20 protein-coding genes are annotated in these 23,475 nt (G+C 67.3%); 12 read left to right on the forward strand and 8 right to left on the reverse strand.

Going from position 1 to position 23,475, the window contains the following annotated elements; all coding sequences use genetic code 11:
• Window positions 1-23: 23 nt before the first annotated feature.
• The 5 genes from mnmA to AC0L6G_RS00980 all read right to left on the reverse strand — a co-directional run bounded on the left by mnmA (window position 24) and on the right by AC0L6G_RS00980 (window position 6,185).
• Window positions 24-1,232 carry a tRNA 2-thiouridine(34) synthase MnmA gene (mnmA, locus tag AC0L6G_RS00960; protein ID WP_293824436.1) on the reverse strand — a complete coding sequence of 403 codons (1,209 nt, stop codon included), beginning with the start codon at window positions 1,230-1,232 and terminating at the stop codon, window positions 24-26.
• Window positions 1,233-1,324: 92 nt separating this feature from the next.
• Window positions 1,325-1,609 carry a CtrA inhibitor SciP gene (gene sciP, locus AC0L6G_RS00965; protein WP_026108337.1) on the reverse strand — a complete coding sequence of 95 codons (285 nt, stop codon included), beginning with the start codon at window positions 1,607-1,609 and terminating at the stop codon, window positions 1,325-1,327.
• Between the two features lie 172 nt (window positions 1,610-1,781).
• Entirely contained in the window at window positions 1,782-3,563 is a 1,782-nt protein-coding gene (flgE, locus tag AC0L6G_RS00970; RefSeq protein ID WP_473252724.1) for a flagellar hook protein FlgE, read from the reverse strand.
• A 48-nt stretch (window positions 3,564-3,611) separates the two neighbouring features.
• On the reverse strand, window positions 3,612-4,334 hold the full coding sequence (locus AC0L6G_RS00975; protein ID WP_293824455.1) for a flagellar hook assembly protein FlgD: 723 nt from the start codon (window positions 4,332-4,334) through the stop codon (window positions 3,612-3,614).
• A 3-nt stretch (window positions 4,335-4,337) separates the two neighbouring features.
• A complete protein-coding gene (locus AC0L6G_RS00980) occupies window positions 4,338-6,185 on the reverse strand; it encodes a flagellar hook-length control protein FliK (protein WP_473252725.1) in 1,848 nt (615 codons plus the stop codon).
• Window positions 6,186-6,579: 394 nt separating this feature from the next.
• On the opposite strand from AC0L6G_RS00980, the gene flgK reads away from it, so the two are divergent.
• The 9 genes from flgK to AC0L6G_RS01025 all read left to right on the forward strand — a co-directional run bounded on the left by flgK (window position 6,580) and on the right by AC0L6G_RS01025 (window position 17,165).
• Window positions 6,580-8,697, forward strand: coding sequence for a flagellar hook-associated protein FlgK (gene flgK, locus AC0L6G_RS00985; protein WP_293824458.1), 2,118 nt, complete (start codon window positions 6,580-6,582; stop codon window positions 8,695-8,697).
• Window positions 8,694-9,659, forward strand: a complete 966-nt coding sequence (locus tag AC0L6G_RS00990) for a flagellin (RefSeq protein ID WP_293824460.1) — start codon at window positions 8,694-8,696, stop codon at window positions 9,657-9,659. Before flgK ends, AC0L6G_RS00990 begins: the two co-directional genes overlap by 4 nt.
• Before the next feature lie 66 nt (window positions 9,660-9,725).
• Complete coding sequence (locus AC0L6G_RS00995) at window positions 9,726-10,964, forward strand: putative DNA modification/repair radical SAM protein (protein ID WP_473252726.1); 1,239 nt, start codon at window positions 9,726-9,728, stop codon at window positions 10,962-10,964.
• The gene (locus tag AC0L6G_RS01000) at window positions 10,964-12,430 is read left to right on the forward strand and encodes a UdgX family uracil-DNA binding protein (RefSeq protein ID WP_293824464.1); all 1,467 of its coding nucleotides are present in this window, start codon (window positions 10,964-10,966) and stop codon (window positions 12,428-12,430) included. The genes AC0L6G_RS00995 and AC0L6G_RS01000 overlap by 1 nt, the downstream gene beginning before the upstream one ends.
• 247 nt (window positions 12,431-12,677) lie before the next feature.
• On the forward strand, window positions 12,678-13,793 hold the full coding sequence (locus AC0L6G_RS01005; RefSeq protein ID WP_293824466.1) for an ABC transporter permease: 1,116 nt from the start codon (window positions 12,678-12,680) through the stop codon (window positions 13,791-13,793).
• The gene (locus AC0L6G_RS01010) at window positions 13,790-14,605 is read left to right on the forward strand and encodes an ABC transporter ATP-binding protein (RefSeq protein ID WP_291537880.1); all 816 of its coding nucleotides are present in this window, start codon (window positions 13,790-13,792) and stop codon (window positions 14,603-14,605) included. Before AC0L6G_RS01005 ends, AC0L6G_RS01010 begins: the two co-directional genes overlap by 4 nt.
• Before the next feature lie 12 nt (window positions 14,606-14,617).
• Window positions 14,618-15,556, forward strand: coding sequence for an MlaD family protein (locus tag AC0L6G_RS01015; RefSeq protein ID WP_473252727.1), 939 nt, complete (start codon window positions 14,618-14,620; stop codon window positions 15,554-15,556).
• On the forward strand, window positions 15,553-16,215 hold the full coding sequence (locus tag AC0L6G_RS01020) for an ABC-type transport auxiliary lipoprotein family protein (protein ID WP_473252728.1): 663 nt from the start codon (window positions 15,553-15,555) through the stop codon (window positions 16,213-16,215). The genes AC0L6G_RS01015 and AC0L6G_RS01020 overlap by 4 nt, the downstream gene beginning before the upstream one ends.
• A gap of 59 nt (window positions 16,216-16,274) precedes the next feature.
• On the forward strand, window positions 16,275-17,165 hold the full coding sequence (locus AC0L6G_RS01025) for a hypothetical protein (RefSeq protein WP_293824472.1): 891 nt from the start codon (window positions 16,275-16,277) through the stop codon (window positions 17,163-17,165).
• Between the two features lie 15 nt (window positions 17,166-17,180).
• On the opposite strand, the gene uvrA is transcribed toward AC0L6G_RS01025, so the two are convergent.
• The gene (gene uvrA / locus AC0L6G_RS01030; protein ID WP_293824474.1) at window positions 17,181-20,144 is read right to left on the reverse strand and encodes an excinuclease ABC subunit UvrA; all 2,964 of its coding nucleotides are present in this window, start codon (window positions 20,142-20,144) and stop codon (window positions 17,181-17,183) included.
• 129 nt (window positions 20,145-20,273) lie between these two features.
• Here uvrA and AC0L6G_RS01035 point away from each other — a divergent pair, with 129 nt between their 5' ends.
• Together AC0L6G_RS01035 and AC0L6G_RS01040 are read left to right on the forward strand one after the other, a co-directional pair.
• Complete coding sequence (locus AC0L6G_RS01035; protein WP_473252729.1) at window positions 20,274-20,558, forward strand: hypothetical protein; 285 nt, start codon at window positions 20,274-20,276, stop codon at window positions 20,556-20,558.
• Complete coding sequence (locus AC0L6G_RS01040) at window positions 20,555-20,842, forward strand: type II toxin-antitoxin system RelE/ParE family toxin (protein ID WP_293824478.1); 288 nt, start codon at window positions 20,555-20,557, stop codon at window positions 20,840-20,842. The genes AC0L6G_RS01035 and AC0L6G_RS01040 overlap by 4 nt, the downstream gene beginning before the upstream one ends.
• Before the next feature lies 1 nt (window position 20,843).
• On the opposite strand, the gene AC0L6G_RS01045 is transcribed toward AC0L6G_RS01040, so the two are convergent.
• A complete protein-coding gene (locus AC0L6G_RS01045; RefSeq protein ID WP_293824480.1) occupies window positions 20,844-21,374 on the reverse strand; it encodes a group III truncated hemoglobin in 531 nt (176 codons plus the stop codon).
• A gap of 111 nt (window positions 21,375-21,485) precedes the next feature.
• Here AC0L6G_RS01045 and AC0L6G_RS01050 point away from each other — a divergent pair, with 111 nt between their 5' ends.
• Window positions 21,486-21,617 (forward strand): hypothetical protein, encoded by a 132-nt coding sequence (locus AC0L6G_RS01050; protein WP_293824482.1) that lies wholly within the window; start codon window positions 21,486-21,488, stop codon window positions 21,615-21,617.
• A 259-nt stretch (window positions 21,618-21,876) separates the two neighbouring features.
• Here AC0L6G_RS01050 and AC0L6G_RS01055 read toward each other — a convergent pair whose 3' ends face one another.
• Complete coding sequence (locus AC0L6G_RS01055) at window positions 21,877-23,454, reverse strand: EAL domain-containing protein (protein WP_293824483.1); 1,578 nt, start codon at window positions 23,452-23,454, stop codon at window positions 21,877-21,879.
• Window positions 23,455-23,475: the final 21 nt, after the last annotated feature.

Consider the following 23,475-nt stretch of genomic DNA (forward strand, 5'->3'; position numbering starts at 1 on the left):
GTTTTCGGAGACTACCAGCAAGGTTACGCCGCCGCCCGGGTGTCGCCGATGAAGCCGCCGCCCAGGATGCGGTCGGGGTCGGCGGGATCGTAGAGGGCGCAGGCCTGGCCGGGGGCGACGCCTTCCTCGCCCTGGTCGAACACGACCGAAATCGCGCCGTCGACCAAGGTCAGACGGGCGGGGGACGGCTGGCGGGTGGAGCGGACACGGGCCAGGACTGGAACGCCGGCTTCGGCGGCCTCGACGATGGTGGCCTCGTCGCCCAGCCAGTTGGTCTCCTCCAGCGTCAGAGCCGCGGTCAGCAGGGCCTCGCGCGGGCCGACGATGACCCGGCGGCCCTCGGGATCCAGCCTGGTGACGAACAGGGGCTCGCCCACGGCGACGTTCAGGCCCCGGCGTTGGCCGATGGTGTAGTCGGTGATGCCGGCGTGGCGGCCGAGCACCCGGCCGTCCATGTGGACGATCTCGCCGGCCTCTCGGCCCTGCGGGCGCAACCGGTCGATCAGGGTGCGATAGTCGCCCGAGGGGACGAAGCAGATGTCCTGGCTGTCCGGCTTGGCGGCGATCTTCAGCCCCAGTTCGGCGGCGACGCCGCGCACCTGGGGCTTTTCCAGATCGGCCAGCGGAAAGCGGAGGTAGTCGAGTTGGTCCTGGGTGGTGGCGAACAGGAAATAGGACTGGTCGCGGGAATGATCGACCGCCTTCCTCATCTGCGAGCGGTTGCCGACGGCGGCGCGACGGACGTAGTGGCCCGTGGCCATCGCCTCCGCGCCCAGGTCGCGGGCGACGTCCAGCAGGTCGCGGAACTTCACGGTTTGATTGCAGCGGATGCATGGGACCGGGGTCTGTCCCTTCAGATAGCTGTCGGCGAACTGGTCGATCACCGCGTCCTTGAACCGGCTTTCGTAGTCCAGAACGTAATGGGGGATGCCGATCATGTCGGCGGCCAGACGGGCGTCGTGGATGTCCTGGCCCGCGCAGCAGGCGCCCTTCTTCTTCAGAGCCGCGCCGTGGTCGTAGAGCTGCAGGGTCACGCCGACGACGTCGTAGCCGGCCTTGTGCAGCAGGGCTGCGACGACGGTGGAATCCACGCCGCCCGACATGGCCGCGACCACCCGCGACCCGACCGGCAGGCCGACCGCCGCCCGCGCGCTTTCGACCGCCGCATCCATGTCGGTGCGGACGACGTTCGGAACGGGACAGATGTCTTCGACCAGGGTCATCGCGGCCATTTAGGATCGAACCCGCGCGATTTCGAGGCCCTGACGCGAAAAGGCCGCCTCCGTCGCCGGACGCGGCCCTCGCCGTCTTTCGGACAAGTCGTTTAGGAGCGGTAGCTCTGAATGCGCGTCGTGCGCAGGCCCTGCATGCCCCATTTGTCGATCGCCTTTTGCCAGGCCAGGAACTCTTCCGCCGTCAGGCGATATTTCGCCAGGGCGTCGTCGAGGCTGAGCAGGCCGCCGCGGACGGCGGCGACGACCTCGGCCTTGCGCCGGATCACCCACCGATCCGTGTTGGACGGCGGCAGGTCGTTCAGGGTCAGGGGCGTGCCAGTCGGTCCGACCACGTATTGTTCGCCTTTGCTATTAAGGCGTCGCTCTTGCAACATGGGCTTATGCCTCTTTCACCAACACCGAAGTGTCATGAAGGTAGGCGGCCCCGACTAAGGTCCGTTTAAGCGTCGTGGTGAAGGAACGGATAAAATCCGTCCCTCCGCGAGCGACTCCGTAAACCTTGCTTTCGCGACGATTCATCGAGACTAACGCTTACTTACTCGCCGATCAGCGTTTGATGTTGATCAGCTCGGCCAGCATTTCATCGGCCGTGGTGATGATCTTGGACGAGGCGGAATAGGCCCGCTGGGTGGTGATCAGGCCTGTGAATTCGGCCGACAGATCGACGGTCGAGGATTCCAGTTGCTGGGCGGCGATGGCGCCCGCGCCGCCGGTGCCCGCCGCCTTAAGGTTAAAGGTGCCGGATTGAAGGCTTACGGCGTAGGCGTTGCCGGACACCTCCTTCAGGCTGTCGGGGCTGGGGAAGGTGGCGATGGCGACCTGGGCGATGCGGCGCATGACGCCGTTGTCGAAGATGGCGGTGACGAAGCCGCTCTCGTCGATGGTGATCTCGCTCAGATTGCCGAAGGCGGTGCCGTTGGTTACGGTCGACTGCACCACCGAGGCGGTGTTCAGCTGGCTGAGGCCGCCCGCCGAGGTGTTCAGGTCCAGGGTGACGGTCTGGTCGGCGATGCCCAGGCCGTCGGCCCATTTGATCTTGCCGTTGTCGGTCGGATCGTTGGGGTCGATGGTGTTGTTGGGATCCGACTTCAGGAAGGACAAGGTGGCGTTCTCGGGATCATCGAACAGGCCCGTGCCCGCCGGCCAGGACTTCATCGTGTCCATGTCCAGGCGACCGGCCGGGGTGAAGGCGATCAGGCCGGTCTTGATCTGGCCGTTGGCGTAGGGCGCGCCGGTGACGACGTCCTCGGCCGGCACGGCGACGATTTCGGCGTACCACTGGTTCGGCTGGTCGCTCTTCAGGAAGCGGATTTCCAGGTTGCGCTGACCGCCCTTGGAGTCCGAAACCGGGATGTTCATCTTGAAGTCCGGCTTCACCCCCGACGGATTGTCGTCGTCGGCGTCGTACATCGCCATCGAGTTGACCGTCGGATCGTATTTGGTCTTGGCGATGCCGTTGGTGGTCAAGCCCACATCCGCAAGGTTCAGCGTATAGGGCGCGCCGGGCACGCCTGCGCTGGTGGGGGTGATGGTCATCTGGGTGGCGGTGCTGGTCGCCGTGCCGTTGGTGCTGGCCGCATTGTCGGGCGCGAAGGCCGTCAGGGCGCCGGCGGCGTCGTAGGTCGCCACGCCGGTGATCTTGGTGATCCCCGTCTTGATCGTGACCGCATAATGGTTGGCGTCGATGCGCGAATAGGCGACCGACACGTCGTGCTTGGCGGGGGTGGGGGCGGTGGTGTCCTCCACGCCCTTGTACGACTGGGCCGCCGCCGCGCTGGACACGGCCTGGGTGGAGCGCAGGTTGGCGTTGATCTGGACCCGCGTCGTGGGTTCGGCCGTGCCGCCGACCGAGCCGATGTTGATCGAGCGCAGGCGCGACAGGTCCGAGGGGTCGGTCGAGATGTCGCCGTTGGAGTCCACCGGCCAGCCTTGAAGGTAGAGACCGGCGCTGTTCTTCAGATAGCCCAGCTTGTCGACGCGGAAGGCGCCGGCGCGGGTGAACAGGCGGGTGTCCGTCGCGGACACGCCTTCGGGCTGGGTGGTGGTGACGAAGAACCCTTGGCCGTTGACGGCCAGGTCGGTGCTTTCGGTCGTGCGTTGCAGCTGACCTTCCTGGCTGATGAAGGATCGGGTGTTGGCCGCGACGCCGCCGGCGGAATAGCCGCCGCCGGACTTGGTGTGGCTGTTGACCAGGGTCTGGAATTCGCCCGCCGTGCGTTTGTAGCCCACGGTGTTCACATTGGCGATGTTCTGGGAAATGGCCGCCAGGGCGGCGGAGTTGGCGGCGAGACCGGACACGCCGGCCAGCATGGCGCTGTTGAGGCTCATGGAAGAACGCTCCTTACAAAGAGATCATCGAAAAGGCGGCGGAGCGCATCATGCGGCCGCCTCCCCGGTGGGGACGTTCGGATTCTCCGTATCGTCGTTGGTGGTTTGGGCCTTGATTTCGTTCAGCGAAATCACGGTCGAAAGGGGCAGGATGGAATCGCCGATCACCAGATACGGCGCGCCGTCGTACATTTCGACGCCGGTGACGCGGCCCTGGATCAGGGCCTGGCTGTCGACCTTGGCGCCCGTGGCGTCGGTGGCGGCGACCTTCAGCGTATAGACGCCGCCGTCCTCGGCCGCGCCGCCGTCCTTCATCTGACCGTCCCAGGTGAAGGTGTGCAGGCCGGAGGATTTGTCGGGCGCGGCGCCTTCCCAGACCACGGCGCCCTTGCTGTCGACGACCTGCAGCGTGGCCTTGTCGGCGTCCTTGCCCAGTTCGTAGGCCCAGGTCGCCTTGCCGTCGTTGTATTCGGTCGCCGTCCAGGCCGCCGTGACCTGTTTGCCGATGTAGTTGGAGGCGTTGTCCAGCCCGCCCGCCGATTGCGCGGCCAGAAGGCTGGTCAAAAGGTCGTTGGTCAGCAGTTGCTGCTCGACGCCCGCCATCTGCGTCAGCTGGGCCGTGAACTCGTTGGAGTCGAGCGGCGACAGCGGGTCCTGGTTCTTCATCTGCGTGGTCAGCAGGGTGAGGAAGGTCTCGAAGTTCGAGGCCAGGGCGGTCGTTCCGCTGCCGATGCGGCTGGTCGCGGTTGAGGTGGAGACGGCGTCGACCATGGGTCAGACCTTCAGATCGACGCGCTCGGGCGTCAGGGAATGGTTGGTCCAGGCGCCGGGCGCCGGAAGGACGGGGGCGTCGGCCTGGGCCGCCAGGCGGCCGCCGCCGGCGAACAGGGCGTTGCGTTGCTGCTGGCGTTCGAAGGCGCCGCCGCCGGCCGAAGGGTCGCGCTGCGAGAAGTCCAGCGCATCGCCCGCCACCTGGAAGCCGGCGTCCTGAAGCTGGCGACGCAGTTCGTCCGCCCGTCCGCGCAGATCGGCGGCGGCGGCGGGATTGTCGAAGGCCAGGCGTGCGGAAAGCTGACCGTCCTTGTCGATTTCCAGACTGACGTCGACGCGGCCCAGATCCTCGGGCGTCAGGACCATGTCGAAGCGGGTCGAGCGGCCCTCAAGCCTGCGCGCGATCTGGGCGGCGAGATGCGCGGTCGTCTCCACCGTGACGCGCGACAGGGTGGACAGGCCCAGGCCATGATCGGCGGCGGTCGATTGCGCACGGGCGGCGTCGCCGGTCGCGGCGGAGGCGGGCTGAGCGTCGGCGCCTAGGTCGACAGGTGCCGGCGCCTCCGCCGATGCGATCTCCGGCGATGCAGGCTTGGCGCCGAACGCTGGGTTTGAAGGAGCGGCGGTCGTGGCGGCCTCGGCCGGCGTCTTGCCCTCGGCGGGCGCGGCGGTTGGCGCGGGGGCGTCGGCCTTCAAGACCGCTTCGGCGCTTTGAAGCAGGTCGCGACGACTGGGGCGCAATGGGGCGGGCGCGTCTGGCGTCGGCCTGCCGGGCGACTGATCGGCAGGCTCGGCCTGGCCGTCCGGCTCGGCCAGCGTCAGTATCGATGCGGCGGCGGCCAGATCGGTCGTCGGGGCGAGCGGCTTCGGCGCCGCGACGGCGACAATCGTCTGAACCTGTGCCGAAGGGACCTGGGCGTCGGCCGCCAGCCGGGCGAGGGCCGCTTGCGCCGCCGCATGGGAGGCGACCGGGCTCTGCCGAGCCGCCGCAGGCGCGACGACGGATGAGGCGGGGGCGGGGGGAGCGGTGGGCGCTTCGGCCGCAAGCCTCGCGACGGTCGGCTTGGCCGTCTCATGGGGTTCCAACGCGGTTTGAGAGCCCCTGGACGCGGCCATGGCGTCGGGAGTCTCCGGCGTCGGCTTGGCGACATTCGTCTTCGCCTCCGCTTCAACAGCTGAGGCGGCCTTGGCCGTCTCGACAGACGGGGGCGACTGCAGCGGACGTTCGACGGCGTCCGCGCCCAGCTCCGCAGAAGCCCTTTTCAGCGCGACCGGCGACGCCGCTTCGGCCGTGTCCGACATCGCGGCCGCACCTGTCGAAGCCGACGGCGGAGGCGGAACGACGCTCGTGGTCGGCTGTCGAGGTTGATCGGTGCCGGCGGCCCCTTCGACTGCAGGCGCAGCCTCCGGCGTCTGGGTCGATGCGGGTGAGACGGGCGTGGTCTGCCCGAAAACCTGAGGGGAGGGGGAGGGCGCAACGGCTTCAACCGTTTCCCTGGCCTGAGGATTCGGCTCCGGCGCCGCTTTCGCCTCTTCTTTCGGGACGTCCGCCGTCTCAGGGGGCGGAGGCGTCAGGCGATCTGTGCCGACGGGCTTGCCTGGCGTTTCGATCAGGGCGGGATCGTCAGTCGCAATGTCGGTTTCTGCGTTCGCGACAAGACGCATGCTCGTCGTATGCACGACGCCGGGCCGGGCCTGCGCGGCGCCCTTGTCGTTGGCCGCCTGTTCCGCAGCGGCGGCCATCTTCGTGGAGAACAGGCCCGCATCGGCGGCTCCGGCGCCCGACGCAGCCGTGGACGTTCCGGTCGAAACCGGCGCGGCGGGCGCGAACAGGGCGGATGCGATCGACATGGTCGGGCGGGGGCTTTCGAAGGCGAAGAGGACGGCGCCTGCTGCGCCAAGGTTCGGCACGGCCGACGCAAGGGGCGGGCCAAAGAAATAGGTCAATAGAAACAACGGCGAATCCGACATTTCTTGACCGTGCGCGACGCATGGCGGTCGATTATTGCCGCGCTGTCGCCGCTTTTTGCCCGGCTTGGCGGGTCACGGTCGCGCCGCTTGAACGCCTGGCTTGCGGTCAACCCCAACTGGCCCGGCGCTTGCGCGCCTCATCGGTCATGACGGATGTCCGATCCACGATCCCATTGAAAAACAACGCTCTGTCCGAGCGGCGTCGGGGCGTGGCTGGGCAAGAACTGCGCGCGGCAGTGCAGGGCTTGCCGGGTAGGGCGGGGGAGATGCGTCCATGTCGCTGAACTCGATCATGAATATCGCGACCTCGGGCATGCAGACCGCCCAGTCGCAATTGCGCGTCGCCGCCGACAATATCGCCAACGTCGACACCCCCGGCTATGTTCGCAAGGTCGCCGACCAGTCCGCCGCCGTCACCAACGGATACGGCGCGGGCGTGGATATCACGCGCGTTCGGCTGGCGACGGACCGCTTCCTTCAGGCGGCGGCGCTGAGCGCGGGATCGGATGCGGCGCGTCAGGGCGTGCGATCCGAACTCTACGACCAGATTCAGAGCCAGTTCGGCGACCCCAGCAGCGACGCCAACTTCTTCGCCCAGGTCGACAAGCTGTTCGCCAGCTATGCGACGTTGGCCGAAAGCCCGACCTCGTCCGCCGCGCGCCAGGACACGATCTACAAGACCCAGTCGATGTTCAACCAGGCGGCCGGCATCGCCGCCCAGATCCAATCCGCGCGCCAGGAGGCCGACGGGCGGCTGCAAAGCGCGGTCGAGACGATCAACCCGCTGCTGGAACAGATCGACAAGCTGAACAAGACCATCGCCTCGGGCTCGGTGGTCAATCAGGACGTGACCGGCGCCCAGAACGCCCAGCTGGGCCTAATCAACGAACTGTCCAAATATATGGACGTGAAGGTCGAGCCCCGCGCGAACGGCGGCGTCACCCTGCGCACCAATGCGGGCACGACCCTGGTGGGCGAAGGCCATGCGACGATCTCCTACCAATCGGCCGGAACGGTCGATGCGACCACCGCCTTTTCGGACATCATGATCACCGAGCCCAGCGGCACGCGCTGGCCGCTGCTGGACGGCGTATCGTCGGGCCAGATTCGCGGCTTGGTCGAGATGCGCGACGTGGATGCGCCGGCGGCGGCGGCGCGCCTGGGCGAACTGACGGCCAAGATGGCGGACGAGTTGAACCGCGCCCACAACGCCAACAGCAGCGTGCCGGCCCCGACGACCCTGGCGGGCCGCAACACCGGCCAATCCCTGGAAAACGCGCTCAACGGCTTTTCGGGGGCGACCACCATCACCGCCGTCGACGCCGCCGGCGTCGTTCAGGCCTCGGCCCAGATCGTCTTTTCCGGCGCGACGATGACGATCAACGGCGTCGCGGCCGATCCATCGACCTTCCTCGGGGTGCTGAACGCCCAGATGGGCGGGGCCGTCACGGCCAGCTTCGCCGACGGGCGGCTGCAACTTGACGGCGCGGGCGGGAACGGCGTGGCCATCGCCGACGATGCGACGACGCCTGGCAGTAAGGGCGGCCGCGGCTTTTCCCATTGGTTCGGGCTGAACGACCTGGTCACGACGACCACGCCGACCTTCTATGAGACCGGGCTGACGCTGACTTCGCAGCATGGTTTCGATGCGGGCGAGAGCCTGACGTTCCGCTTCGCCGGGGAATCCGGCGCACGACAGCGGGACATCACCGTTTCCGTCCCCGCAGGCGCGGGCACGATGGGCGAGCTGCTGGGCGCGCTGAACGATCCGATCACCGGCGTCGGCCGCTACGGCGCCTTCAGCCTGGACGCCGCCGGCAGACTGGCTTTCAAGGCCTATGATCCGGCCGCCACGACGATGAGCGTCGTCAAGGATGCGACGACCCAGAGCCCGTCCGGCGTCTCCATATCCGAACTGTTCGGCCTGGGCGCTGCAGGCGCGACGCGGGCCGGCGCCTACAGCGTTCGCAGCGACATTCAACAGGACCCCGGCAAACTGGCCCTGGCGCAACTGAACCTGGCGGCGGCGGCGGGAACGCCGGCGCTGAGCAAGAGCGACGGACGCGGCGGCCTGGCCCTTGGCGACGTGGGCAAGCGCAACGTCGCCTTCGCCTCGGCCGGCGGCAATGCGGGGGGGACGAAGACCCTGTCGGCCTATGCGGCGGACTTCGCCGGCGACATCGGCGGCAAGGCCTCGGCCGCCAAGACCCGCAGCGAGACCGCCGCCGCCCTTTCGACCGAGGCGGAAAGCCGTCGCACCTCGGCCCAGGGGGTCAATATGGATGAGGAACTGGTCAATATGACCACCTTCCAACAGGCCTATAACGCCTCCGCCCGCCTGATCCAGGCGAGCAAGGACATGTACGACGTTCTGATCGGAATCCTGCAATGACGCGCGTCGCCACGAACGGAAACTTCCAGTCGGCCCTGCTCAGCCTGATGAGCGCCCAGAGCCGCGCCCAACAGGCGCAGGAGCGGATCGACAGCGAAAAGATCGCCACCAACATGGCCGGCTACGGTCGCGGCGCAGAACAGCTGACCAGCCTGACCTCGACCCAGGCGCGGCTTGACGGCTTCATCTCGACTGGAGAAACGGTCGCCGCGCGCCTCAGCGCCCAGGACCTGGCCCTGACCCGCATCTACGAGGGCGGCGCAGGCGCCCGCGACGCCATCGCCAACGGCCTGGGCGCGGGAAACATCACCAATCTGATGACCGAACTGGGCCTGCACTATCAGACCGTACAGGGCGGGCTGAACGCCGAGCACCAGGGCGCCTATCTGTTCGCCGGGGGGCAGGGGGACGTGGCGCCGGCGAAGGCGGCGACCCTGGCCGATCTGGCGACCGCGCCGTCGACTGCTTCGACCTTCGCCAACGACACCCTGAAGCACAAGTCGCGCATCGACGAGAAGACGACGCTGGAGACCGGCTTTCTGGCCAGCGAGGTCGGCGGGCCGCTGACCGAGGTGTTTCGCAACATCCAGGCTTTCCAGAACGGCGCGCCGGTCACGGTGAACGGCGTGACCTACACGCCGGCCGGCGCCGGGACGCTGACGGGCCAACCCGATGCGGATGTGACCGCCTTCCTGAAGGCGCAACTGGCCGAACTGGACAAGGCGAACGCCGGCCTGACCGACCAGACCGCCAGGAACGGCCTTATGCAGAACCATGTCGAAGCCGCCCTGGACGCCCAGCAGGGCCAGAAGACCGCCCTGCAAAAGATGATGCAGGACAAGACCGGCTACGACCCCGCCCAGGCCATCACCGACCTTCAGCAGGCGCAGGTGGCGATCGAAGCCTCGGCGCAGATCATCAATTCGCTGAAGAATACTTCGCTGCTCAACCTGCTGCGCTGAAGCCCCTGAAAATAAAGCAGAACGGTGAAGCTGGACTTGATCTCGGACGAGAACATATCATGAACCATGGCGCGTCTCGATCTCCGTCGAAAACTCTCGGTTCTGGCCGATGCGGCGAAATATGACGCCTCCTGCTCGTCGTCGGGCACGGCGAAGCGGAATTCGGTCGACGGCAAGGGGATCGGTTCGACCGAGGGGATGGGCATCTGCCATGCCTATACGCCCGACGGGCGCTGCATCAGTCTGCTGAAGATACTGCTGACCAACTTCTGCATCTACGACTGTGCCTATTGCATCAATCGCGCGTCGTCGAACGTGGAGCGGGCGCGGTTCGATGTGAACGAGGTGGTCGACCTGACGCTGAACTTCTACAGGCGCAACTATATCGAGGGCCTGTTCCTGTCGTCGGGCGTCATCCGCAACAGCGACTATACGATGGAGCAGCTGGTCCTGGTGGCCAAGACGCTGCGCGAGGTTCACGACTTTCGCGGCTATATCCATCTGAAATTGATCCCCGAGGCCGATCCGCGTCTGGTCGAGATGGCGGGCCTCTACGCAGACCGTTTGTCGGCCAATATCGAACTTCCGCGCGACGAGGCGCTGGCCCGGCTGGCGCCGCAGAAGGACGTGGGCGTCATCAAGAAGGCGATGGGGCAGGTGAGGCTAGGCGTCGAGGCGGCCAGACCTTCCCGGCGCGACAAGACAAAGCCGCCCAGATTCGCGCCTGGGGGCCAGAGCACCCAGTTGATCGTCGGGGCGGACGGGGCGGCGGACACCGAAATCCTGGACCGCAGCGCCTCGCTGTACGGTGGTTACGGCCTGCGGCGGGTCTATTATTCGGCCTTCAGCCCCATCCCCGACGCCAGCGCCGTCCTGCCCTTGTCCAAGCCGCCGTTGATGCGCGAGCATCGATTGTATCAAGCGGACTGGCTGATGCGGTTCTACGGCTTTTCCGCGCCCGAGATCGCAGAGGGGGCCTCTGGCGGAATGCTGGACCTGGCCGTCGATCCCAAGCTGGCCTGGGCGCTGAACAAGCGCGAGCAGTTTCCCGTCGACGTGAACCGCGCGCCGCGCGAAATGCTGCTGCGGGTGCCGGGATTGGGGGTGAAGGCGGTGGACCGGATCGTGTCCGTCCGTCGCTATCGCACCCTGCGCCTGGAGGACATCGGACGGCTGACCCGCTCGGTCGCCAAGGTCCGCCCCTTCATCACCGCCCTGGACTGGACGCCGGGCGCCCTGACCGACGCCGCCGATCTGAAGACGCAGATGGGCGGCCGGGCCCCGAAACAGTTGAGTCTGTTCTGATGGCGACGGCGACGCTGGGCGGCGAGACCGACTTCGACGGCTGGCGCAAGGCGGCGCGGGCGTTCCGGCTGGCCGGCGTGCGGCCGGCGGATGCGCGGTTCGTGGTGGCGGGCGGGGCATCCGCCGTTCAAGGCGGATTGTTCGACCTGCCCGGCTCCGATCGCCCCCGCGAAAGCGGAGATGAGCGGATCGAAAACACGTTCGCCGTTCCTGCATCTTTCGTGGACCTGGCCCGCGAGGTGATCCTGCACCGCGCCGAGGATCGGTTCGACCTGATGTATCGGCTGTTGTGGCGACTCAGGGACGAACCCGATCTGATCCGGGTGGTCTCCGACCGCGATGTGGCCGATGCGATGGAACGGGCCAAGACCGTCAGTCGCGCCTCGCACAAGATGAAGGCCTTCGTCCGCTTTCGTCAGGCGCACGACGACCGGGGCGAAGCTTGGGTCGCCTGGTTCGAGCCGCCGCACCGCGTGCTGGAAAAGACCGCGCCGTTTTTCCAGCGTCGCTTCACCACCATGCGCTGGTCGATCCTGACGCCGGACGGCTCGGCCTTCTGGGATGGCGAAAACATGCGGTTCGGTCCGCCGGCGACGCGCGACATGGCGCCGGCCGAGGACGAGGTCGAAGCGTTCTGGAAGACCTACTACGCCTCGACCTTCAATCCGGCCCGGCTGAAGGTGAAGACCATGCAGGGCGAGATGGCCAAAACCTATTGGAAGAATCTGCCTGAGGCCGCGCTTATCCCGGAACTCGTGGCCGCCTCGTCGGTTCGAACGGAAGCCATGGTCGCCACGCCCGCGCCTTCGCCCAACGCCCGTTTCGCCCGCGCCGTGGCGCCCGACCTGCACGCCGCGCGCCCGGATGCGCAGGCCGTTCCCGAAAGTCTGGTCGAAGTGGCCGAAGGAGTGAAGGCCTGCCGTCGCTGCCCGTTATATCGCGATGCGACCCAGGGCGTGTGCGGCGAAGGGCCGAAACAGGCGCGGTTGATGATCGTGGGCGAACAGCCGGGCGACCAGGAGGATCTTGCCGGGCGTCCCTTCGTCGGCCCGGCGGGCGCGGTGTTGGACGTCGCGCTTGAAGAGGCGGGGATCGACCGCGCCGATGTCTATGTCACCAACGCCGTCAAACATTTCAAGCATGAGCCGCGCGGCAAGCGACGGCTGCACAAGACGCCCGACGCCGGCGAGGTCCAGGCCTGCCGCTGGTGGCTGGACGCCGAGCGCCGGCTGCTGAAGCCGAAGGTGGTTCTGACCCTGGGCGCCACGGCCGGGCTGGCGGTGCTGGGACGCAAGCCGGCGGTGATGCGCGAACGCGGCACGCCGCTGGCCCTGACGGATGGCGGGACGGCCATGCTGACCGTTCATCCGTCTTATCTCCTTCGCCTGCCCGACCCCGGCGCGAAGGCGCAGGCGCGACGGCTGTTCATCGACGATCTAGCGGCTGTCCGGGCCCTGATGGGCTGAGACGAGAGAACGAATCCCGTTCGACCGCGTTTGCCATCCACGCCAGCGTCACGGTTTGGCGCAACCATCCAGGGGGAGGCGGCCGCGACACGGTTCAGCGACATTCATCCGCGCAAATGTCATCGTCCGTTGACATCGAAGGCGGCCTTGACCATTAGCGCCGTAAGGATTCCGGCTGCGCGGCTTGGCGGTCCCAAAGCATCGGCTAAGGGATGATCGCGATGTCCGACCTGTCGTTCGAGGCCCGATGAGCCAGGCGCAATACGAGATCGTGGAGGCGGACGGCGCGGCGCGGCTGCGGCTGACCGGCGACTGGACGACGACGGCGCTCGGCCGTCTTCCCGCCGAGCTTAGCCGCGACCTGGAAGGCCGCGAGATCGCCAGCATCGACACCTCGGGCCTGGGGCGTTTCGACACCGCCGGCGCCCTGGCCCTGGTGAAGGCGTCCAGCGGGCGACTGCCCAAGAGCCAGTGGAAGGCGCGCCCCGAGGCGGGCCGCATTTATCACATGATCGAACTGCTGGAGCGCAAGAGCGCCCCGGCTCCCAAACCCGCCAGCGCCTTTGTGCGCACCTTCGCCAAGATCGGCCGCGGCGTTTATGACTTCGCCGGCGAGGCGATGCTGTCCCTGGCCTTCCTGGGCCGTCTGATGGCCGCCGTGGCCGAGGCGTTGCGCCATCCGGGCGGCATCCGCTGGCCCGCCTGGGTCAGCCAGGCCGAACGCTCCGGTTTGGACGCCATTCCCATCGTCGTGATCACAAACTTCTTCATCGGCGCCGTGGTGGCCTTCATCGGCGTGGACCTGCTGGCCGACTTCGGCGCTCAGGTCTTTGCGGTGCAGTTGATCGGCGTGGCCATGTTCCGCGAGTTCGCGGTGGTGATCGCCTCGGTCCTCTTGGCCGGCCGGTCTTCGTCCGCCTTCGCCGCCGAGATCGGCTCGATGCGGATGAACCAGGAGGTCGACGCCATGCAGGTCATGGGCGTCAATCCGTTTCAGGCCCTGGTGGTGCCGCGCGTGGCCGCCCTGGTGCTGATGCTGCCGCTGCTCACCTTCATGGGAATGATCGGCGGTCTGCTGGGCGGCCTCGTCGTCTGCTGGAGTTCGCTGAATCTCGGCCCGTCCTTCTTCTTCCAGCGCCTAGTGGAAGTCGGCGGCATGCCTCAGCACATGATGGTCGGCTTGGTGAAGGCGCCGGCCTTCGCCCTCGTCATCGCCGCCATCGGCTGCCGCCAGGGCATGTCGGTCGCCGGCGACGTGGAAAGCCTGGGGCGGCGCGTGACGGCGGCCGTCGTCCAAGCCATCTTCGCCATAATCCTGCTGGACGCGGTGTTCGCCCTGATCTTCCTGGAGCTGAACATATGAGCGGCGCGAAGCCAGAGACCGCCGTCCGTGCCGCCGACGCGCCGGGGACGGAAAATCTGATCGAGGTGCGCGGCCTCTTGAGCCAGTTCGGCGACCGCGTCATCCACCAAAACCTGGACATCGACCTGCAGCGTGGCGAGGTCATGGGCGTCGTAGGCGGATCGGGCGCGGGCAAGACGGTCCTGTTGAACACCATCATCGGCCTGAAGGAGCCGGAGGGCGGCTCGGTGAAGGTGCTGGGCTACGACCGCGCCACCCTGACCGACGATCAAGCTGCCGATATCGAGCGTCGCACCGGCATCCTGTTCCAGCAGGGCGCGCTGTTCTCGGCCCTGTCGGTGCTCGAGAACGTCGCTTCGCCGTTGATCGAGCATACCAAATTGCCGAAGTCGGTGATCTACGAACTGGCCGAGATGAAGATCGCCATGGTCGGTCTGAAGCCCGAGCACCATTATCTGAAGCCGGCCGAACTGTCGGGCGGAATGAAGAAGCGCGCCGGCCTGGCCCGCGCCCTGGCGCTGGACCCGGAACTGGTCTTCCTGGACGAACCGACGGCGGGGCTGGACCCGATCGGGGCCGCAGCCTTCGACGATCTGATCCGTCAGCTGGCGGACGATCTGGGCCTGTCGGTCTTCATGATCACCCATGATCTCGATACCCTCTACGCCATCTGCGACAAGGTGGCGGTCCTGGCGGACAAGCGGGTGGTCGAGAAGGCCACGGTGCAGGAGCTGGAACGCTCCGATCATCCGTGGATCAAGGAATACTTTTTGGGGCCGCGCGGCCGCGCCGTCGCCAGAAGTGCGGCCTGAGGAGAGCCGAGCATGGAAAGAGACGCACATTACGCCGCGGTCGGCATCGCCACCGTCGCCCTGCTGGCGGCGCTGGCGGTGTTCACCATCTGGCTGGCCCGGTTGCAGTTCAACAGCGACTACGACCTGTACGACATCGTCTTCTACGGCCCGGTGAACGGGCTGTCGGAGGGGGGGGAAGTGCATTTCAACGGCATCCGGGTCGGCGAAGTCACCGACGTGCACATCGACACCAAGCGCGGCGACCAGGTCATCGCCCGCGTGCGCGTGGACGGCTCGACGCCGGTGCGCGTCACCTCGCGCGCCCAACTGGAAACGCAAGGCATCACTGGCGTGAACTATATTCAGATCACCGCCGGCTCGCCTGACAGCGCCCTGCTGAAGGACCAGTATCCTGACAATGTCGTGCCGGTGCTGCAAAGCCAGCCGTCGCCCATCGCCGAACTGCTCAGCGGTTCGGGCACCGTGCTGGCCCAGACGGTGGACGCCCTGAACCGCATCAACCGCGTCATGTCGGACGACAACATCCGCAGCTTCTCGACCAGCGTGAAGAATGTCGAGGCCCTGACCACCGAGCTTGAGGCCCGCAAGGCTATCTTCCAGCAGCTGGAGGAAGCCGTCACCAGCGCCAATGCGGCCGTGAAGGAATATCAGGCCCTGGCCGTCGATACGCGCCAGATCGTCAACACCGACGGCCGTCAGGCCATCGCCAACATCAACCAGGCGACGGCGGAGGCCCGCACGGCCATCGCCTCGGCCAACCGATCGATCACGGGGCTGGAGCGGCCGCTCGGCGACTTTGCGACGTCCAGCCTGCCGCAGCTGACCGGCACGATCGAGGAACTGCAGGACGCCACCCGCTCTCTTCAGGCCCTGATCGACCAGGTGCGCGCCAGCCCCCGCGACTTCATCGGTCGTCCCCAATCCAAAGAGCTGGAGGTTCAGCCGTGATCCCTCGTTCCGTCGTTCGTTCCGGCCTTCGTCTGGCGGCGGGTCTCGCCGCTGTGGCGGCTCTTGGCGGCTGTTCGCTGCTGTCGACGCCGGACCCGGTGCAGAATTATCGCTTCGGCCTGCCGCTGGCGGCGCCCTCCGCCGTGGGGGCGTCGCCTGCGCCCCTGACGGTCTCCATCCGCCGCATCGAATTCCCGGAGGCGGCCGGCGACGACCGCATCCTGGGCGTGACGGGGCTCGAGACCGCCTATATCGGCGGGGCGCGCTGGGTTTCGCCCGCGTCCACCCTGTTCGACGATACCCTGAAGGCCGCCTTCGCCAACCGGGCCGATCGAATTCGCGTCCTGGGCCGCCGCGAGCCGGGCACGCCGCCCCTGGTGTTGCAGGTGACGGTGACGACGTTCGAGGCCCGCTACGCCGCGCCGGGGGCCGCGCCTGACGTGGTCGTCACAGCCCGGGCCCAACTGCGCTCGACGCCCGAGCGTCGGACCGACGGCGCGGCCATCCGCCCCGAGGAAGGGCGTTCGGTCGAGCGCGTCTTCACCGTGACCCAGCCCGCCGGCGAGAACCGGGTGTCGGCTATCGTCGCCGCCTTCGACGCCGCCACGCGCGACATCAACACCCAGATCGCCGACTGGACAATTCAGTCGGCGGCCTGACGCAGGACGCCGAGGCGCGGATGCGCTAGGGTGGAGACGAATCTGCACCCGGAGTTGTCATGAGTTTTTCCGCCACCGACGCGGCCTTCGAAGGGTTCCGCGTCGTTCGCCGTCGTCCGGTGGTCGCCCTGGCCTGGGGTCTGACCTATCTGCTGCTGTATCTGGTCATGTTCGGCCTGGGTGCGGACAAGTGGGCGGCGTTGATGGCGGCCGGCGAGGCGCTGGAACAGTCGGCCAACCCGTCGATGGCCGACTTTCAGGCCCTCGGTCCCGTCTACGCCAGCGCCTTCGCCCTGGCGGCGCCTGCGGGCCTGGTGATCGGCGCGGTGCTGAGCGCGGCGGTGGCCCGCGCAGTGCTGCGGCCGGAAGAGACGCGCTGGGGCTATCTGCGGCTGGGCATGGACGAGGTGCGCGTTCTGGTCGTGACCCTGGCCGTCGCCGTGATCGTCGGCCTGTCGTCCGGCGCGGCCATGACGGTGGTGGGCGCCGCCATCGGCTTCGGCGCCGCCTCGGGCCAGCCGCTGCTGATCCTGCTCGGCGTCTTGCTGATCTTCGCCGCCTTCGCCCTGGTGGTCTGGCTGGCGGTCAAGTTCAGCCTGGCCGTGCCGATGACAGTGGATCGCCGCAAGATCGTGATCCTGGAGTCCTTTTCCGCCACGAAGGGCCATTTCTGGGCCCTGCTCGGCATGGCGGTCATCGCCGTGGTCATGTCCCTTATCGTCAGCATCCTGGGCATGATCATCGGCGCCGCGACCGATCTGGCGACCGGCGGCGTCCAGAGCCTGTCGCGCTACGCCGACCTGGGCCTAGGCCAAATTCTGGCCCGCGCCTGGCCGGCCCTGCTGGTGTCATCGGTTGTCAACGCCTTCCTGTCGGCGCTGCAACTGGCCGTGCTGTACGCCCCCTTCTCGGCGGCGTGGCAAGCCATCCGCATGTCCAGGGGGCGCTGACGGCGGTCGTTCGGATCAGGCGGAGGCCTTCGCCTTCTTCCGCACGGGCTTGGCCGGAGCCGCGCCGCCCGGCGCGGCAGGGGTGCCCAGGGCCGCGACCCGGGCCTTGCGGCGCGCTTCGTGCCGCTCCAGCACCTCCTTGAGGTATTTGCCGGTCCAGCTGGCGGTGTTGTCCGCCACCTGTTCGGGCGTGCCGACGGCGACGATCTCGCCGCCGCCGTCGCCGCCTTCGGGACCGAAGTCGAGCAGATAGTCGGCGACCTTGATGACATCGAGATTGTGCTCGATCACCACGATGGTGTTGCCGGCCTCGACCAGTTCCTGGAGCACCTCCAGCAGCTTGCGCGTATCCTCGAAGTGAAGCCCGGTGGTCGGCTCGTCGAGGATATACAGGGTGCGGCCGGTGGCGCGTTTCGACAGCTCCTTGGACAGTTTGACCCGCTGGGCCTCGCCGCCCGACAGGGTCGTCGCCGGCTGGCCCACCTTGACATAGCCCAGGCCCACCCGCTCCAGCGTCAGCATCTTGTCGCGGATCGGCGGCACGGCCTTGAAGAAGTTCGCCGCTTCGTCGACCGTCATGTCCAGCACGTCGCTTATGGACTTGCCCTTGAACACGATCTCCAACGTCTCGCGGTTATAGCGTTTGCCCTTGCAGACGTCGCAGGTGACATAGACGTCGGGCAGGAAGTGCATCTCGATCTTGATGACGCCGTCGCCCTGGCAGGCCTCGCAGCGGCCGCCCTTGACGTTGAAGCTGAACCGGCCGGGGCCATAGCCGCGCGCCTTGGATTCCGGCAGGCCGGCGTACCAGTCGCGGATCGGGCCGAAGGCGCCGGTGTAGGTCGCCGGGTTCGAGCGGGGGGTGCGGCCGATGGGCGACTGGTCGATGTCGATGACCTTGTCGAAATGCTCCAGCCCCTCGATCCGGTCGAAGGGGGCGGGGGCTTCGGACGCATTGTTCAGGCGACGGGCGGCGGCCTTGTACAGGGTCTCGATGGTGAAGGTCGACTTCCCCCCGCCGGAGACGCCGGTGATGCAGGTGAAGACCCCGACCGGGATTTCGCCTGTCACGCTCTTCAGATTGTTGCCGCTGGCCCCGCTGATCTTCAGCATCCGCTTGCGGTCGATCGGTCGGCGACCCTCGGCCGGGATTTCGATCTCGCGCGCGCCGGTCAGATACTTGCCGGTCAGGCTGTTCGGATTGGCCATGACCTGTTCGGGCGTGCCCTCGGCGCAGACCGTGCCGCCGTGCACGCCGGCGGCCGGCCCCATGTCGATGACATAGTCGGCGGTCAGGATGGCTTCCTCGTCGTGCTCGACGACCAGGACCGAATTGCCCAGGTCGCGCAGCCCCTTCAGGCTTTCCAGCAGACGGGTGTTGTCGCGCTGGTGCAGGCCGATGGAGGGTTCGTCCAGCACATAGAGGACGCCGGTCAGTCCCGAGCCAATCTGCGACGCCAGACGGATGCGCTGGCTCTCGCCGCCCGACAGGGTGCCGGACGACCGCGACAGGTTCAGATAGTCCAGGCCGACATTGTTCAGGAACCGCAGCCGGTCGCAGATCTCCTTCAGGATGCGCCGGGCGATCTCCATCTGCTTTTCGCTCAGGCTCTCCTCCAGGGTCGAGAACCACAGATAGGCCTTGGAGATCGAAAGGGTGGAGATGTCGGCGATGTCCTCGCCCCCGACCTTGACCGCAAGGGCCTCGGGCTTCAGCCGTTTGCCGTGGCAGGCGTCGCACGGGGTCTCGGACTGATAGCGGGCCAGCTCCTCGCGCACCCAGGCGCTGTCGGTCTCGCGCCAGCGGCGCTCCAGGTTGGGCAGCACGCCTTCGAACGGCTTTGAGACCTCGTATTTCCGGGCGTTGTCGTCGTAGGTGAACTTGATCTTCTCCGCGCCCGTGCCGTGCAGGATGGCCTTGTGCGCCTGGGCCGGCAGGTCCCGCCACGGCTTGTCCATCGAGAAGCCGTAGTGGCGGCTCAGCGATTGCAGCGTCTGGGTGTAGAGGGGCGACGGCCCCCGCGCCCAGGGCGCGACGGCGCCCTTGTGCAGGGTCTTGTCGCGGTCGGGGATGACCAGATCGGCGTCGAAGGCCAGCTTGACCCCCAGGCCGTCGCAGACGGGACAGGCGCCGAACGGATTGTTGAACGAGAACAGGCGCGGCTCGATCTCGCTGATCGTGAAACCGGACACCGGACAGGCGAACCGTTCGGAAAAGACCAGGGTGCGCGGCGCGGTCTCGCCCTCGGGCGTCGACGCCCATTCCGCGGTCGCCAGCCCGTCGGCCAGACCCAGGGCCGTCTGCAGGCTGTCGGCGTAGCGGCCTTCCTGATCCGGCTTGGTGACGATCCGGTCCACGACGATGTCGATGTCGTGCTTGAACTTCTTGTCCAGCGTCGGCGCCTCGTCGATCGGGAAGAACTGGCCGTCGATCTTCAGGCGCTGGAAACCCTGGCGCTGCCACTCGGCGATTTCCTTCCTGTACTCGCCCTTCCTGCCGCGAACGACGGGGGCCAGCAGCAGGATGCGCTCGCCGTCGGGCAGGGCGGTCAGCTTGTCGACCATCTGGCTGATGGTCTGGCTCTCGATCGGCAGGCCGGTGGCCGGCGAATAGGGCACGCCGACCCGCGCCCACAGCAGACGCATATAGTCGTGGATCTCCGTCACCGTGCCGACCGTCGAGCGCGGGTTCTTGGAGGTCGTCTTCTGTTCGATGGAGATGGCCGGCGACAGGCCCTCGATCAGGTCCACGTCCGGCTTGCCCATCAGTTCCAGGAACTGGCGCGCATAGGCCGACAGGCTCTCGACATAGCGGCGCTGCCCTTCGGCGTAGATGGTGTCGAACGCCAGGGACGACTTGCCCGAACCGGACAGGCCGGTCATCACCACCAGCTGTTCGCGCGGAATATCCAGGTCCACGCCCTTGAGATTATGCTCGCGGGCGCCGCGAACGCGGATGAAGTTGTGCTTTTCGGTCATTGAATCCGGGAACGCGGAGAGGGCCGGACGGCTCCGGCGCGACGACGCTATATGGGGATCAATTCGCGCGTTTCAGCAAGAACAATGTGGGAACATTGCGACGTTCAGCCGGTTGGGTTATCGTCCCGCATGGCTGATGGGTTCGACATTCACCTGAACGAGGATCAGGCGCGGCGTCTGAAGGCAGCGGCCGAGGCTGCGGGCGTGGAGCCAACGGCCTATGCGCTACGGGCGCTGGAAGACGTGATCGGCGACACTGACATGGCGGGCGTAAGCGAGTATTCTGCGGCCTGGGTCGCAGAAGATGAGGAACGCTGGGCGGAGTATGAGCGCACGGGCGCGACCATTCCATTGGAAGACGCGCTTCGTGACTTTCACGCCAATCTGGAGCGGAGACTGGCGGAGAAGACGTGAACTATCGGGTTCGGCTGCTGCCGCCGGCGCGTAGCGATCTGATTCGCGTCTCGAACTTTCTGGCCGATGTGTCGCCAGGAGCCGCCTTGCGCGCTGCGGATGTGCTGGACGGGGCGTTGAGAACTCTGGGGACGTTTCCAGAGCGTGCGCCCAAGAACCGGATCGGCGGTCGCGACATGATCGTCCGATTTGGGCAGGCCGGCTATGTCATTCGCTATCGTGTGGAGGGCGCTAACGTCGTCGTCACTCGCATCTTCCACACTTTGGAAGATCGTTCTGCCTGATCTATTCCGGCGTCCAGCCTTCGAAGGGGCGGGTGTAGCGTTCGCCCTTGGCCAGCAGGACGTTGTTGGCGTTGGCGACGCCGAGTTCCAGGCTTTCGGCGATACGACGGGCGCGTTCGATGAAGTGCGCGGAGGCAACCGGCGGGCAGAGGTCGTTGGCGGTCGCGACGAAGATCTCCAGCCAACGGTCGAAGTGGCGGGCGTCGATGGGCAGGGGCAGGTGCTTGGGCATGGGCCGGCCCTGATAGACGCCGGTGGACAGGGCGACGGACGACCAGAACAGCTTCATCTGCGCCAGATGCGGGCCCCAGTCGTCGATGCGGGCGGCGAAGATCGGGCCGATCAGCCGGTCGTCGCGGACACGCGCGTAGAAGGCCTCCACAAGGGCGTCGATCATCGGCTCGTCTATGCCGGTTTCGTCGCGCAGGCGCTGTACGGCGGCCGCGCGGCGCGCGTCGGCTCCGGCCGAATCGTCGATGCGGAAGGGGCTGGACATGGCCGTCAGATAGAGGGACGCGCGGGGCCGCGCCACTGGACGTTCCGCCCTCCCTCACGCGGCCGTGTTCGTCGTCGGACTTGCGCATCGTCCGATCTGGACCCATCCTCCGTGTTCTGAAGCGTTTTTGCAGAAGGCCTGAAGACCATGATCATCGCACTGGCAACCGGTTCCGCCCTGTCCGCCATGCTGCTCGTGATCGTTCACGCCCGTGCGCCCCAGCCCAAGCGCGTCCCCGTCCGCATTCGCGACCGTCGACAAAATCGCCCGGACGTCTGAGGACGCGACCCTTTTTGACAATCTAGGCTGACGTCCGAACCTGAACGCACCGGCGTGGTCGGTCGCAACGGCGCCGGCGAAATCACTCTGCTGCGACTGGCGGCCAGAGCCCTGCCGCTGCGTGAGAGGGGCGTGAACGCCGGTTGATCGCGGCCCAGCGGCGGCTGAGCCTTGGCGGGTCGAACATCGATGCCCGAGCGACGCAGATTTTCCGGCGGCGTCGAACATCGACCGGACGGTCGGACTCTAGGTCTGCGCCTCAGCCCCAGGCTTCGACCGTGCCGCGGCGGCGGGCGGCGGGCGGGGCGGACAGTTGGACCCGCGGCTCGGCTTCGGCGCGACCGAACAGCCAGCCTTGGCCGTAATCGACGCCGGCCGACTTCAGTTCGGCGGCGACCGCCTCGGTCTCGATCATCTCGCCGATGGTTTCGAGCTTCATCGAGCGGCACATCTCCACGATGCTGTGCAACAGGGTCTTCGACCGCTCCTCGGTCAGGATGTCGCGCACGATGGCGCCGTCGACCTTGACCGCGTCCACGGCCAGCTTTCGCAGATAGTCGAAGGCGGCGGCCCCGGCGCCGAAATCGTCGATGCAGACCTTGATGCCCGCCTCGCGCAGGGCCGAAAGCCGGCGATTGGCCGCCTCGATGTCCGCGACGGCCGAGGTCTCGGTAACTTCGACGATCAGGCGGCGGCGTTCCTCCGGCGCCCCGGCCGTCATGCGAAGCAACTGTTCGACATAGGCGTCGTCGCCCAGCGAGGCGCCCGAGACGTTGATCGCCATCTTCAGCAGGCCCGCGCCGGGCTGGCGCATTCGTTTCAGCACCTTTTCCGCCACGGCCAGGTCGAAGGATTCGATCAGCTCCAACTCTTCGGCCATGCGGATGGCGTCGGCGGGGCCGGTATTGGGATTGAACCGGGCCAGGGCCTCGAAATGATGGACGGCGCGGGACCCGAGATGGACGATGGGCTGGTAATGGACCTGGAACTCGCGCGACTTGACCACGCTGCGGAAGGTCTCGGCGTCGCGGAAGGTGCGTTTCAGGGAATCCGCAAACGCGATCTGGGGGTTGGCCAAGCCGTCGCCTTTCAGACAGCCTTCGATGGCGAAACGCATGGCGCGCAGCACGCACAGCGAATCCGAGCCGGGCGGTACGGGCGAGCTGAACGCCTCGGCGCCCAAGGACAGGCCTTCGGCGCGGCCGGCCTCCATGATTTCCGCGGCGATGTCGCGGCGGTCGTTGGCGGGACGGAGCAGGGCGAAGCGGTCGCCGGTCAGCTGGGCGGCGCTCGATCCGGGAACCGCCGCCGATTGCAGGGTGGCCTCGATACGGCGGTTCAGGCGGTCCGCGACGTCGCCGCCGACGTCGTCCAGCCCCTTGATGTCCAGGAAGGACAGGGCCAGGTCGGCGTTGGCGTCCAGGACACGGCCCGCATCGGCCAGGAAGGCGTCCGCCTGCACCAGGGGACGAGTTTCCAGATCGGCCAAGGCGAAGGCTGGACCTTCGTAGGATATGGCGCAGGACACGGCCGGGGCCATCTGCGGCAGGACGAAGGCGCGAAAGGCCGCGCGCCGCACGCGGTCCGGCCCGGCCTTCACCAGGATGGATGCGGCCGGGATGCGAACGCCCGGCTTCACGGCCTTCAGGGCCGCCAGGGTGGCAGATCCGTCGTGGAGCAGGTCGGCCAGGGACCGGCCCGTCCAGGTCGCGCCCGCATCTTCGCCCGCCACGGCGCCCGCGCCGATGGCGAAGGACACCGTGCCTCCGGGATCCACCTCGACCAGGGTGTCGGCGGATGCGAAGGCCAGGCCAAGAAGACGAGTGGTCAGCGTCATGGCGCCACCCTGGCACGGCCG

This window comes from Brevundimonas sp. D3-1P, assembly GCF_055809335.1.